The organism is Candidatus Magnetaquiglobus chichijimensis, assembly GCF_045865675.1.
In the GTDB taxonomy this organism is placed as follows: domain Bacteria; phylum Pseudomonadota; class Magnetococcia; order Magnetococcales; family Magnetaquicoccaceae; genus Magnetaquiglobus; species Magnetaquiglobus chichijimensis.
On sequence record NZ_BAAFGK010000004.1, the window covers coordinates 2,257,516 to 2,271,751 of the forward strand.

General features: G+C 63.7%; 9 protein-coding genes. 3 read left to right on the forward strand and 6 right to left on the reverse strand.

Annotation, left to right across the window (positions count from 1 at the left end):
* Positions 1-132: 132 nt before the first annotated feature.
* Positions 133-3,180 carry an ABC transporter substrate-binding protein gene (locus ACOY6C_RS13835; RefSeq protein ID WP_420906056.1) on the reverse strand — a complete coding sequence of 1,016 codons (3,048 nt, stop codon included), beginning with the start codon at positions 3,178-3,180 and terminating at the stop codon, positions 133-135.
* Positions 3,181-3,541: 361 nt separating this feature from the next.
* Positions 3,542-4,651 (reverse strand): inorganic phosphate transporter, encoded by a 1,110-nt coding sequence (locus ACOY6C_RS13840; protein WP_420906125.1) that lies wholly within the window; start codon positions 4,649-4,651, stop codon positions 3,542-3,544.
* 474 nt (positions 4,652-5,125) lie between these two features.
* On the opposite strand from ACOY6C_RS13840, the gene ACOY6C_RS13845 reads away from it, so the two are divergent.
* The 3 genes from ACOY6C_RS13845 to ACOY6C_RS13855 all read left to right on the forward strand — a co-directional run bounded on the left by ACOY6C_RS13845 (position 5,126) and on the right by ACOY6C_RS13855 (position 9,307).
* On the forward strand, positions 5,126-6,145 hold the full coding sequence (locus ACOY6C_RS13845) for a M23 family metallopeptidase (RefSeq protein WP_420906057.1): 1,020 nt from the start codon (positions 5,126-5,128) through the stop codon (positions 6,143-6,145).
* A 304-nt stretch (positions 6,146-6,449) separates the two neighbouring features.
* On the forward strand, positions 6,450-7,379 hold the full coding sequence (locus tag ACOY6C_RS13850; RefSeq protein WP_420906058.1) for an SUMF1/EgtB/PvdO family nonheme iron enzyme: 930 nt from the start codon (positions 6,450-6,452) through the stop codon (positions 7,377-7,379).
* A 47-nt stretch (positions 7,380-7,426) separates the two neighbouring features.
* Positions 7,427-9,307, forward strand: coding sequence for a potassium transporter Kup (locus ACOY6C_RS13855; protein ID WP_420906059.1), 1,881 nt, complete (start codon positions 7,427-7,429; stop codon positions 9,305-9,307).
* Between the two features lie 221 nt (positions 9,308-9,528).
* Here ACOY6C_RS13855 and ACOY6C_RS13860 read toward each other — a convergent pair whose 3' ends face one another.
* The 4 genes from ACOY6C_RS13860 to ilvC all read right to left on the reverse strand — a co-directional run bounded on the left by ACOY6C_RS13860 (position 9,529) and on the right by ilvC (position 14,190).
* The gene (locus ACOY6C_RS13860) at positions 9,529-11,064 is read right to left on the reverse strand and encodes a 2-isopropylmalate synthase (protein ID WP_420906060.1); all 1,536 of its coding nucleotides are present in this window, start codon (positions 11,062-11,064) and stop codon (positions 9,529-9,531) included.
* An 86-nt stretch (positions 11,065-11,150) separates the two neighbouring features.
* Entirely contained in the window at positions 11,151-11,996 is an 846-nt protein-coding gene (pssA, locus tag ACOY6C_RS13865; RefSeq protein ID WP_420906061.1) for a CDP-diacylglycerol--serine O-phosphatidyltransferase, read from the reverse strand.
* Positions 11,997-12,065: 69 nt separating this feature from the next.
* Positions 12,066-12,704 (reverse strand): phosphatidylserine decarboxylase family protein, encoded by a 639-nt coding sequence (locus tag ACOY6C_RS13870; RefSeq protein ID WP_420906062.1) that lies wholly within the window; start codon positions 12,702-12,704, stop codon positions 12,066-12,068.
* A gap of 469 nt (positions 12,705-13,173) precedes the next feature.
* Complete coding sequence (ilvC, locus tag ACOY6C_RS13875) at positions 13,174-14,190, reverse strand: ketol-acid reductoisomerase (protein ID WP_420906063.1); 1,017 nt, start codon at positions 14,188-14,190, stop codon at positions 13,174-13,176.
* Positions 14,191-14,236: the final 46 nt, after the last annotated feature.

Genomic DNA, 14,236 nt, shown 5'->3' on the forward strand with positions numbered 1-14,236 from the left:
GACCCCGATTCGGTTCCCAACACGCGGGCAGGCCACTCGGGTTCCAACCCGCCCGCCGGCTCGAGACGACTTTCAGGCGCCGGACCGCATCCCGACCCGCCTCCAGGCTCGAACCACCTGCCGCGCGCCGGTTCAGACCGCCCCATCACTGCCCTCGTCATCCTCCGAGGCCTGGAGTGGTCTCTCCCGCCAGGCGATGTTGTTGGCCTCGAAGGTTTTCCACAGCAACTGCCAGAACTCCTGGATCGCCGCCTTGCGTTTGGCGAATGGCATGTACATCCCGACCGGATAGTGGGCCACCCACGCCCCCTCCTTGAGCGTCACGCCAAAATAGTAGGCCTTGGGCGCCTCGTTGGCCGGAGCGTCGGTGGGCAGACTCTTGACCTGGGCCAGGCACTCCTTGATGAGCTTCAACACGAAGGCCGGCTCGTGCCTGGGATCGGTGTAGACATCCAGATTGCGCTTGATGTTGCGCGGTTTGGTGAAGTTCTGGATCTCGGCGTCCGAGGTTTTGCTGTTCGGGAAGGAGATCTGCTGCCCGTCCAGGGAGGTGAGGCGGGTGGTGCGCCAGGTGATGTCGCTGACCACGCCCATGCTGTTGTTAAGCCGGATGGTGTCGCCGATGTTGAAGGGGCGTTCGATGTTGAGCATGATGCCGGACACGATGTCGCGCAGATTGGACTGGACCGCCATACCGATGATCATGGCCATCACGCCGGAGGTGGCCAGCATGCTGGTGATGCTTTTGTCCATGACGAAGGCGACCACCCCGAAGCCGGCCAGCAGGTAGACGATCAGCACCACGGTCATGCGCAGCACGTTGGGGATCTTGCGTTGGGTACGATTCTCCAGGGGCACCCAGATGAACCGCTCCAGGGCGATGATCGCCAGGCGCGCCGGAATAAAGAACCAGAGGGTGTCGAAAACCATCACCACCCCATCCACCGTGGAGCTGGTGAAGTTCTGCAGGCTGTAGTCACGCGCCAGATTGCCGATGGTCATGAGCAGCGTCGGCCAGAAGATCATGCGCAGAAACAGGGTCTGGATGCGCCAGAACTGTCCGCGATCCTTCCGGTCGAGCAGACGCGCCAGCATGCTCATGACAAACGAGAAAATGGCCAGATAGACGAACTGATCGGTCGAATGCAGCACATCCCTGGCGTCGAACCGATCGGGTTTGAGCACCATGCCGGCATCGAGCAGGGAGAAAAGCGGTCGCGGCTTGCCGAAGCCGACGAAGACCGGGCTGCCATCCACGCCGCGCGGCATCACCTCCTGGGAGAGCCAGGCGCGCATGATCAGCCAGCCGGACGCGCCGGCCAGCACCTTGTCGCGATTGAGCGCCACCTCGATCGGATCGGTCACCTCTTCGTCGAGATGGAAATAGGCGCGCACCCGCTCCAGAAGGGTCGGCTCCTTGGGCTTGGCTTCGGCGCCCGAACCGGACTGGGAATCGGGCGGATACCCAGCCTCGCCCTGGGCGCGGTTGACCAGGTTCATGCCCAGCAGGTCGCTGACGTACATCAGGTTGTGGCTGCCCAGGGTGCGGTGATGGAACGACAATCCGACCAGTTGGGTGCCGTAGTTGCGTTCGATGTCCGAATAGCCCATGTAGAACTTGCCGCGCAGGCGATAGGCGCGGTAGTTCATGTCGCCATCCTTGCCCTCGCGGGTCGGTTTTTCCAGCGTCAGCGGGGTGACGGCGTTGGTGAACACCACGTCCTGGGGTTCGAAATCGCCGCGCCAACGGAACCAGACCGAAAAATCGATCTCCACCGTGTTGGCCGAGCGATCCAGGGCGGAGACCTTGGCCAGGCGCACGCCGGTGTAGACCACGTTGGTCTTGTACATGAAGCGGTCGTTGACGTAGAGGGCCCGACCGGAGGTCACCTCGCCCAGCAGGTTGGTCACCCCCTCCTCGCGAATCGGCGAGAGCTGGGTCATGGCCGCGACCAGACTGGCCCCGTCGTAAAGCCCCACCATGGAGTCGCGGGCCGCGATCCCCCTGGCGTTGAAAAAGAGCGGTCCGTTGATGCCTGGGAAGGCCTTTTCGACCTGATTGCGGGCGGCGATGTGCTCCCGCACCCGTTGACGCAGGGTTTTGTCGCCCTCCTTGCCATACCCCTCGGCCAGGGCCTCGCTCATGAGTTTGGCGCTCTCGTAGGCGTAGGCCGCCACCCAGTCCGGCCAGGTGTGATGAAACCCGCTGAAGCCGGTCTGGAACTTCTGCGCCCGTTCGCCGGCGGTATCGAAGAGCATGGGGGTGGTCATGAGGGTGCCGTTGAGGGCTGCCGCGGGGGTTCCCTTGCCCTTCCACTCCGCCGCGAACCCATCCTGGAAGCCGCGCGAGGCCAACTGGCGCATGCCAACGATCCGTTGACGCACCCCACCCTCGCGCAGAGTGGCGATCATGCGGATGGCGCTTTCCACCTCGCCGAGCACCAGGAAGGTTCCGAAGAGTTTCTTGGCCTCCACCTCCGCGACCACGGCCTTGAGTTCGTCGTCCATCTTGCCGGGGGTGAGGGGCCATTTGTAGAGCACCTTGGTGCCAAAGCGTTGGTACACCTCGTCGAAGGCCGTCGCCAACTGTTCGCCGCGCGGATTGGCCTCGTGCAGGACGAACACCGTCTTTTCACCCACGACGTTGCGCAGATAGTTGGCCAGGAAGCGGATTTCCGTGGTCTCGTCGATCAGGGGACGAAAAACGTAAGGATTTTCCGGCAGGGACTTGTCCGGGGCGCTGGTCATGAGGATCGCCGGCAGGGACTTCTCGCCGTACAGCGGGATGGCCTTGGCCGCCGCCGCGCCATGCCAGTGTCCCACCACGCCGATGACATCGGGATCCGTTTCGGCCTTCCGGGCGGCCTGGATGGCCGAGTCGGCGCTGGTTCCCTCGTCGATCTTCTCCATGGCCAGCATGCGGCCCTGAATGCCACCCTTGCGATTGATCTGCTGGACGAGCAGATCCACGCCGCGTTGCATCGCCTCGCCCTGGGCCTTGTCCGCTCCGGTGAAAGGGGCGACCACGGCGATGCGCATGGGATTGCCGACGGGTTCCTTGAGAAAGAACATCCAGACAAGCGCCGAAAGGGCGCTGGCCACGATCGCGGCCAGGACAAAAAAGAGGGTAAAAAGCTGTTTTTTGGTTAACGTGCCAAGCCACGGTCTGAGATTCTGCATGTTCGACCTGTTTTTGGAAGCAGCATTAAAGTTGACAGACGCAGCCCGATGATGGGGACCATGGCACGAACTTCAGCCATGCAAAGACAACAAAGAAATTGAATCGAGGGGGCATGTTCGACCAGGACGTACATCCCAGGGAATCGAACAACAACCCGACCAAAAAGTATTGATGCTAGTCTTTTTGAAATATAAACAATTGGATACAATTTGTCAAATCAATCCAAATCAAGATTGTCATGCACCAGAAAAACGGTACGAGCGTGCGTTTGCGCACGTTTTGCACGATTGGCATCACCGATCCACCCGGTCGGGAATCGTCACGATCCCATCCGGAGCGGACAGGGAAAAAGGGATGGCCTCACATCAGGAGAGCGCAGACGAGGGCGGCGACCATCCCGGAACCAGGGATGGTGATCACCCAGGTGAGCACGATGCGCAGGGCCATGAACCACTTCACCCGGCGGATGTTCACCGCCGCGCCCACGCCCATGATCGAGGTGCTGACCACATGGGTGGTGGAGACCGGCATGCCGACGATCGAGGCGCCGAACACCACCGCGCCGGCGCCCAACTGGGCGTCCAGTCCCTGGATGGGACGGAGTTTGGAGACCCGGAACGCCAGGGTTTCGACGATGCGCCATCCTCCTGAGAGGGTGCCGAGGGTGATCACCAGCGAACAGATGAACATCACCCAATAGGGGACATGGAACTGGCTGGTCTGGCCATTGACCAGCAGCAGCATGGCGATCACCCCCATGCTTTTCTGGGCGTCGTTGGTGCCGTGGGCAAAGGCGAGCACCGCGACCGTGAGGTATTGGGAGCGTTTGATCCATTTGTTCATGTTGGGGATCTCCTCGCCGCGCCGGTGGCTGCGTCCGATCCTGTCGAAGACGCGGATGCGGTAGCGGCAGATGGCCTGCTTGATCCCCTCCATGAGATAGAACATGACCCAGTAGACCCCGTAGGCCACACCAAAACCGACCACCGGCGAGATGACCAGAGCGGCCAACACCTTGGCGAACCCCTTGAGTCCCTGGCCATCGAAGAGCGCCTGGATTCCCCAGAGCACATGTCCATCGCCCACGGCGGTCAAGGTGGCCCCGACCAGCCCGCCCATCAGGGCATGGGACGAGGAGGAAGGGATGCCGAACCACCAGGTCAGGAGATTCCAGAAGATCGCCCCGGAGATCCCGGCCAGGATGATGAGCGTGGACATGCGCGCGTCCAGGCCGCCCAGGTCCAGCACCCGGCCCACGGCGTTGGCCACGGCGGTTCCTCCGAGCAGGGGGCCGAGACTGGTGAAGAAGGCCGCCAGCAGCACCGCCCGCGTCGGGCTCATGGCGCCGCAACCAACCACCGAGGCGGTCATGTCCGAGGCGTCGTGAAAACCGTTGGTGTAATCGAAGAACAGGACCGCGAAAATGGCGATCCACATCAACATTCGGGTCTCTTCCGCGCCCATGCCCATTCCCACGCCTCATCCATGCTCTTTACCAAGGATACGTCCCGCCGGCCCGAAGGCCAGATCCGACGCAAATGCGGTATAGATTCGCGCGCATGACCGCCGAACTCAAGGTAACTTCGCATCCGCCCCCATCATGCACCATTCATTGCCGCCGCCATGGACGCATTCCCCCTTCTTGGAGTCGCGTCAACACCCCTCTTGAAAGATCGATCCGTCATCCACTATCATCCCTGATCCGGCGATTGCGAACGTTCACCTGAAACACCCTCTCGATCCACCTGGCGAATCGGAAGAAAGCCGCAGGACCGATAAGGCAACCGCGGTTTCTTGCCATTCACCCTACGAACCAATATGTCAGCTCATGCAATCCTTCGCAACTGCCGGATCTGGGATCATCCCTAGCCGACGCCAATCCGCCACGCCATGGACCATCCCCCCTTCCGCCACCGTTCCGCCCGCCAACGACACCCAAAGCCCATGCGCGTCACGATTTCATCCTTTCATCGGGCAGCCCTTGCGTGGCTTCTCCTTGCCCTGCTTCCGGGCGTGGCGCGGGCCGAACTCCCGCCCCTCCCCCTGCAACTGCCGGTTGACTGCCTGCCCGGTGAAACCTGCTTCATCCAAAACCATCTCGATCACGATCCCGGTCCCCTGGCCGAGGATTACCGCCACGGTTCCCTCACCTACGACGGACACAAGGGGACCGATTTCCGGGTGCGCACCTTTCGCGACATGCGTGCCGGCGTGGCGGTGGTCGCCGCCGCCGACGGAGTGGTCAAGGCGACGCGCGACGGCATGCCGGACGGACCGGCCAGCGGCACGGTGGATGAACGGGCCATCGGCGAACGTCTGGGCGGCAACGGGGTGCTCATCGACCATGGCGCGGGATGGGAGAGCCAATACGGTCACCTGCGCGCCGGCAGCGTGGCCGTGACGCCGGGTCAAACGGTCCGGGCCGGCGACCGTCTCGGTCTGATCGGCCAGTCGGGACTGGCGCAATTCCCCCATGTTCACTTCGAGGTGCGCCACGACGGCCACCCCATCGACCCCTTCGACGCCCGCGATCCGGAGCGTCCCGAAGAGCCGGGCGGGGTGCTGTGGCGGCCCGAACTCCGCCCGACCTTGACCTATCGACATGCCGGAGAACTCTCCTCGGGGTTCTCGTCGGTCATCCCCGATGCCACCCTGGTGGCCGATCCACCGGACACCCGATTCAATCCGCGCGACAAAGCCCTGATCTTCTGGGTGAATTTTTTCGGCGCGCGCCGGGGAGACAAGGAAACCATCCGCCTGATCGACCCGCAAGGCCGCATCCTGGCCGAACAGAGCGACCAGGCCGACAAACACCAGGCCCGCACGATCCGCTACCTGGGCCGTCCCCGTCCCAGGTCACCCGTCACCTGGCCCGCCGGCACCTACACCGGAGAGTTCATCCTGGAGCGCGAAGGGTTCGTGGAACCCCTGATTCGCCTGACCAAACAGCTCACCATCCCCTGACGTTCCCGCCTCTCGTCAAGGATCCCCCCCATGCAGCCCCCCCTCCGGACTCTCCTTCTCCTCGTCTGGGGGTTCTCCTGTCGCCTGCCCTCGTCCAGGCCACCCCCACCATCAGGATCCGCTGGGCCTGGAACGGCTATACCACCCAGGAAACCTGGCGCGCACCACCCCCACCCCCCTCCGCGACCCGGAACGCACCGGCCCAACCAGCACAACGTGACGAGATTCCGAATGACAAATGAACAAATGATTGGATATAATGCCCACCTTGCCAACATCCCCCAGCCAAACAAGAGGATGGGCCATGGATTGCCCCAAATGTCGCTTCCGCAATACCGACGACGCCTGCTTCTGCGGGCGCTGCGGGGTCGTGTTGCCCCATCCGCTCCATCCGGACGACACCTTCGGCGGAAACGAAGCCTTCTGCACCCACTGCGGTCAGGCGCGTCCAAAACGCACCCGCGGCACCCCCTCTGGTCAACCCAAAGTCCGCAAACCGCTCCTCTGGCTGCTGGCAGTCGCGCTCCTCGCCTGGGGAGGGGTCATGGCCTGGCACTTCTTGAGCCATGAATTCTATCTGAACATGAAATTCGTGATCGTGCCCCAAGGGTGCTTCCAGATGGGCTCCGACGAAAATCCGCGCGAAGCGCCGCGTCATGAAACCTGCGTGGATTGGTTCTACCTGAGCCAATACGAGGTGACCCAGGCCCAATGGGAGTCGGTGATGGGAGAAAATCCCTCCCTGATCAAGGGGTGCGGCCCCGAATGCCCGGTCAATGGGGTCTCCTGGGAACAGATCCAGATCTTCATCCGCAAACTCAACGACCTGAGCGCCACCCGCTACCGTCTCCCCACCGAGGCCGAATGGGAGTACGCCTGTCGGGGCGGCGCGACCCAGCGCTACTGCGGCAGCGACGATCCGGACCTGGTTGCCTGGCACAAGGGCAATGCCCGTGACGACATCCATCCGGTCGGACAACTGGCACCGAACGCCTTTCACCTCTACGACATGAGCGGCAACGTCTGGGAGTGGGTGGCGGATCGTCACGACGAGGCCTATTATGCCCAGGCCCCCAAACACAACCCCAAGGGAGCGGAGTCCGGCCCCACGCGCATCTTCCGGGGCGGCAGCATCAAAAGCAACTCGGAGTTTACCCACCCCACCCAGCGCAACCACGGGGATCCGCGCACCAGCTTCGGCGATTTGGGATTCCGGCTCGTCAAGACTCCCTGATGACGCCCAAAACGCGGAGCGGTTCCCCATCCACGGGATCCAAACCCATGCAACACTCCAAACACCGGGCATGGGGCGGTCTGATGCTCGGCGCCCTCGGCGTGGTCTACGGCGACATCGGCACCAGCCCCCTCTACGCCCTCCGCGAGGCGGTCCGCGCCGCGGGCGGGGTCGGCTCCGACGAGGCCCGCATCCTCGGCGCCCTCTCCCTGATCTTCTGGGCGCTGCTGCTGGTCGTCACCATCAAGTACGTGCTCTTCATCATGCGCGCCGATCACGGCGGCGAAGGGGGCATCATGGCCCTGCTCGCCCTCGCCCTGGAAAAAATCACCCCGCAAAGCCCACTGCGCGCCCCGCTTCTGGTCATGGGCCTGGCCGGCACCGCCCTCTTCTACGGCGACGGCATGATCACCCCGGCCATCTCGGTGTTGAGCGCGGTCGAGGGACTGGAAGTGGCCACCCCGCTGCTCAAACCGGTCGTGGTGCCGATCACCCTGCTGGTTCTGGTGGGACTGTTCGCCTTTCAACACCTCGGCACCGCCAGGGTGGGACGGCTGTTCGGACCGGTTCTGCTGGTCTGGTTCCTGGTGATCGGCCTGACCGGCCTTCTGGCCATCCTGGAACGCCCCGAGGTGCTGCGCGCCCTCGATCCCGCCTGGGGAGCCCGCTGGCTCATCGACCATCCCACCGTGGCCATGCCGGTGCTCGGCGGGGTGTTCCTGGCGGTCACCGGCGGCGAGGCGCTCTACGCGGACATGGGTCACTTCGGTCGCGCGCCAATCCGCCTCGTCTGGCTGACGCTCGTGCTGCCCATGCTGCTCCTGAACTACTTCGGTCAGGGCGCCCTGTTGCTCGCGGATCCCCAGGCCCTCACCCACCCCTTCTTCCACCTGGTGCCCGAATGGGGACGGCTCCCCATGGTGATCCTCGCCGCCGCCGCCACGGTGATCGCCTCCCAGGCGGTGATCTCCGGAGCCTTCTCGGCCACCAGCCAGGCGATGCGCCTGGGCTTCCTGCCGCGCATGAGCGTGGTCCACACCTCGGCGCGCCATGCGGGTCAGATCTATCTGCCCGCCATCAACCGCCTGCTGATGATCGGCGTGTTGCTGCTGGTGGTGATCTTCCGCTCCTCGGAGCATCTCGCCGCCGCCTACGGCATCGCCGTCACCGGCACCATGGTGGCCACCTCGCTGCTCGCCTTCGGCGTGGTGTTGCCGGACCTGTGGCGACTCCCCAAACCCCTCGCCCGGCTGCCGCTTGTCCTTTTCCTGGGCGTCGATCTGGCCTTCCTGGCGGCCAACAGCCTGAAAATCCTCGATGGCGGGTGGTTCCCGCTCGCCATGGGCTTGATGATTCTCATTCTTATGCATGTCTGGCAGTGGGGACGCGAACAGTCCCGCCGTGCCATCCAGGCCGAGGAGATCCCCCTGGAGCCCTTCCTGGGACAGTTCGAACGGGAGCCGCCCCCGCGGGTGGACGGGGTGGCGGTCTATCTGGCCGCCCGCCCGGACACCGTGCCCCATGCCCTGTTGCAGAACCTGCGGCACAACTGGGTTCTGCACGAACATGTGATCATCCTGACCCTGGTCAACGCCCCTCTGCCGCGAATCCCGGAGGCCGGGCGCATCCAGCTCACCCCCCTGCCGCTCGGGGTTCACAAGGTATCGGTGGCGTTCGGTTTCATGGAGTCGCCGGAGATTCCGGCCATGCTGGAGAGCTGTCGCTTCGGGGATTTCCGCTTCGATGCGCGGGAGGCGTCGTTCTTCTTGAGCCGGACCCGTTTCGTGGCCCGTGAACGGTCCCAAGAGCGCGCGAACTGGCGTCTGGGGCTGTTCATCGCCCTGTCACGCCACATGCGCGGGGCGGCATCCTACTTCCGGATCCCGCATCGCAACGTGGTGGAAATGGGGTTGCAGATCGAATTGTAGGGCGTGTCGCGTGTAAAGCGCGGTCACTTGCATGATGGGGGAGCCCCCCCTCACCCCCCGTACCATGCACCTCCCTGGCGGGAGTTCCATGGTCACTTGCATGATGGGGGAGAACCCCCCGTACCATGCACCTCCCTGGCGGGAGTTCCATGGTCATCATGAATCTCTGCCCCGGTCTCCCGTGACGGTTCAACCCATCCAACCGCCACCCGCGCCGACCATCACACCCCGCCGCGCTGCTCTGCCGGACGCCGGGCCAGCTTGGCCAGCGCATTCAAAAAGGCCAGCGCCGAGGCCACCACCACATCGTTGTCCACCCCGCGCCCCTGCACGGAGCGATCATCCCGCTCCATGTTGACGATCACGTCCGCCTGGGCATCGATGCCGCCGGTGATGGCGCGCACCTCATACCGTTGCAACCGCACCTCGTTGGCGCCGGGCACCAGGTTGACGATGGCGTTGAACACCGCGTGGATCGCCCCCTCGCCCCACCCCGCGCCGCGCTGGGCATGCCCATTCACCTGGATCTCCACCGCCGCCACCGGGGTATCCTCGGTGCCCGAGGCGACATGCAGACGGGTCAGCTTGTACGGATCGGCCTCGCGCACCATCTCGTCGTCCACCAGGGCGCGAATGTCGTCGTCGAAGAGGTTTTTCTTCTTGTCCGCCAGATCCTTGAAGCGCTGCATGATGCGCTCGACCTGCCCTTCCGGGAGCTGGTAGCCCAGCTCGCGCAACCGTTCGGCAAAGGCGTGGCGTCCGGAGTGCTTGCCCAGCACCAGGCGGTTGGTGGCCAGACCCACCGAGGCCGGGGTCATGATCTCGTAGGTGGAGGCATCCTTGAGCATGCCATCCTGATGGATCCCGGATTCGTGGGCAAAGGCGTTGGCGCCGACGATGGCCTTGTTGGGCTGGATCGGAAAGCCGGTGATGCGCGAGATCAGACGCGAGGCGGTGGTGATCTCCTCGGTGATCACGTCGGTGTGGTAGGGCATGATGTCGCGTCGGGTGCGCAGCGCCATCACCACCTCTTCGAGCGCCGCGTTGCCGGCCCGTTCGCCCAGCCCGTTGATGGTGCATTCGACCTGGCGGGCGCCGTTGCGCACCGCAGCCAGGGAGTTGGCCGTGGCCAGACCCAGATCGTTGTGACAGTGAACCGAAATCACCGCGCGATGGATGTTGGGCACCCGGCTCATCAGTTGATGGATCCGTTCGCCGAACTCATGCGGCAGGGTGTAGCCGACCGTATCCGGGATGTTGACCGTGGTGGCCCCGGCCTCGATCACCGCCTCGACGATCCGGCACAGAAAGTCCATCTCCGAGCGTCCCGCGTCCTCGGCAGACCATTCGACGTTCGAGGTGTGGCGTTTGGCGCGTCGCACGCCGGCCACCGCGGCCTCGACCACCTGGTCCGGGGCCATGCCGAGTTTGTGACGCATGTGAATGGGGCTGGTGGCGATGAACAGGTGGATGCGGGGATTGGCCCCCTCGCGCAGCGCCTCCCAGGCGCGATCGATATCCGCGTCGCGGGCGCGTGCCAGTCCGGCCACCGAGCAGTCGCGGATGGATCGGGCGATATTGCGCACCGATTCGAAGTTGCCCGGCGAGGAGATGGGAAAGCCGGCCTCGATCACATCCACCTTGAGTCGTTCCAACTGCAGGGCGACGCGCAACTTCTCGTCCGGGGTCATCGACGCGCCGGGCGACTGTTCGCCGTCCCGCAAGGTGGTATCAAAGATGAAAACTTTCTCGGACATGTTCATCCCTCCTGGATCGACACGCCACCCGGATCCGACTGGCCGATCACCGGTGATGCAGGGACCGGGCCATGCCGCATGCCGGATCAGACGTGGGACTTCCCGGACTCCTCGCCCTCGGCGATCTCGTTGAACTCCTTCACTTCGTCCTCCTCCTCCTCCTGTCCCTGGGCCAGCAGGCGACGATACTCGCGATGGCTGGAGTAGGCGGAAAGCAGATAGGCCCAACAGACCGCGAACAGGGTGGCGGCCATGTGGATGGTGAGCACGGTGATGAACAGCACCACCGCCACCAGGGTCAGGAAGGGACGACGGCGGTGCCAGTTGAACTCCTTGAAGCTGCGGAAGCGGATGCCGCTCACCATCAGGATGCCCAGGGCATAGACGAGCACCAGGGGAAGCCAGCGCCAGAACTCCGAAATGCCGGCCTCGGCGCGTCCGCCTGGAGGCGCGATGCCCAACTCCACATAAAAAAGCACCGTGGCCGCAAGCACGCCGGCAGCGGCGGGGATGGGCAATCCCTGAAAATAGCGTTTGGCCACCGATTCGATGGGAGCGGCCTTCTGCACGTTGAAGCGTGCCAGGCGCAGCGCGCCGCACACCGCGAACAGAAACGCGCCGGCCCAGCCGACCCTGGCGAAGGGGGTCAGGGCCCACTGATGGATCAGGACCGCCGGGGCGATGCCGAACGACAGGAAGTCGGCCAGGCTGTCGTACTCCTTGCCGAAGGCCGAGGTGGCGTTCATGGCGCGCGCCACACGGCCATCCAGGCCGTCGAACACCCCGGCCACCAGGATCGCCATGGCGCCCTGTTGATAGCTGCCGGTCAAGGCGGCCATGATGGCGTAGAAGCCGAAGAACATCCCTCCGGTGGTCAGCAGGCACGGAAAGATGATCGCCCCTTTCTTGGTATTCTCGCTGGTTTCGCCCACGGTGATGGTTCTCTCTTTTTTGGAAGTGCGTGCCGGCAATCAATCTTGTGGGGCTTGGCCCCCGGACGCCTACAGTCGGGCGATGATCGTTTCGCCGGCGCGGGTTTTGTCCCCCAGGGCCGGTTCGATTTTGGCCGTGAGCGGCAGGTAGACATCCACCCGCGAGCCGAACCGGATCAGGCCGAACCGTTCGCCGGCGTTCTTGGCGTCTCCGGCCTTGAGGTAGCAGACGATGCGGCGCGCCACCAGTCCGGCCACCTGCACGAAGGAGATCGACACGCCGTTTCTGGTTTTGGCATGGACCTCCATGCGTTCGTTTTCGATCGAGGCCTTGTCCAGGGCGGCATTGAGGAACTTGCCGGGGTGGTAGGCGACCGCCTCCACCGTGCCAGCGATGGGGAAGCGGTTCACATGGACGCTGAAGACGTTCATGAAGATGGAAAACTTGCGTGCCGGCAGGCCGGAGAGGGGGGCGATGGTCTCTTCGATGGCCACCACCCGGCCATCCGCCGGGGCGATCACCAGACCGTCGCCGGTGGGAGTCTGGCGTTCCGGATCGCGGAAGAACCAGACGCACCAGCCGGCCAGGATCCACAGAACCCCCTGAGCCAGCGGGTGGGCGTGCAGGACGCTTGCCGCCGCAGCCACGACCACGAATGCGGCGATGAACGGCAGACCTTCCTTGGCCACTGGTGAGCGTGATGACATTATGTTTTCTCCAGATCCAACCCAATACAAGTTAACCCGACACCTGGCGGGGCCAGGCTGGCAGGGCCCAAAACTGGCGGGGTCCAGGGGCCCATGACCCCTGGTGGGATCCAAGGGCAAAACCCTTGGGACTTTTTTCTTTGCTTTTGCCTGTCGCGCGCTCTTCACGATACGCGATTTTTCTTTTTCGAAAAATCGTGCAAGCGCGCGGTCTCATGCGCGCTGCGTCCAGGTTGCCCAAAAACGGCAACGACGCAGCGCACGACAGAGCACCAAAACAACCGCCTCCGGCTTATCCATGCCCCAAACCAAGCCGCCTCCGGCGGCCTGTCCGAGGCCATGTTCGCCGGATCGTTTTGCCAAAAGCGCGAAACGATCCGGCATCCAAGGCTGCACGCAGCGATTCTTCGCACAAGGGAACCTTGCGCTCCTCGGACCCCTGCGACACTTCAGACCATTCCGTCCTTGATCAGTTCCTGGACTTGTCCACCAACTTGCCCTTGCGAATCCACGGCATCATCTCCCGCAACCCGGCCCCCACCTTCTCGATGGGATGCTCGGTGCCACGACGACGCAACGCCTGGAAATGAGAGCGACCGGCCATGTTCTCCAGAATCCACTCACGGGCAAAAACACCGGTCTGGATCTCGTCGAGAATTTTCTTCATCTCCTGCTTGGTGCCGGCATCGACCACCCGCGGACCACGGGTCAGATCCCCATACTCGGCGGTATTCGAGATCGAATAACGCATGTTGGCGATACCGCCCTCGTAGATCAGATCCACGATCAGCTTGGTCTCGTGCAGACACTCGAAATAGGCCATCTCCGGAGCATAACCGGCCTCGACCAGGGTCTCGAAACCGGCCTGGATCAACGCCGTGATGCCACCGCACAACACCGCCTGCTCGCCGAACAGATCGGTCTCGGTCTCCTCGCGGAAACTGGTCTCGATGATGCCGGCCCGCCCGCCACCGTTGGCCGAGGCATAGGCCAACGCGATGGATTTGGCCTTGCCGGTGGCATCCTGATGGATGGCGATCAGACTCGGCACGCCACCCCCCTTGAGATACTCGGCACGCACCAGATGGCCGGGACCCTTCGGCGCGACCAGGAAGACATCGACACCCTTGGGCGGATCGATCTGACCGAAATGGATGTTAAAACCGTGAGCAAAGACCAACGCCGCGCCGTTCTTGAGATTCGGAGCCACGTCCTCGCGATAGACCCGCGCCTGATGCTCGTCCGGAACCAGGATCATCACCACGTCGGCTCCGGCCACGGCGGCGGAGACCTCCTTGACGCTCAGGCCAGCCCCTTCGGCCTTGGCCCAGGAGGAGGAGTCGCGGCGCAGACCCACGGTGACGCTCACGCCGGAATCCTTGAGATTCTGGGCATGGGCGTGACCTTGGGAGCCGTAACCGATGATCGCCACCTGACGGGAACGGATCTCGTTCAGATCGGCGTCGCTGTCGTAATAGACTTTCATGGAGCATACCTTTTGACAAAGATGGAAGGAGACACGCCGAGCGTCC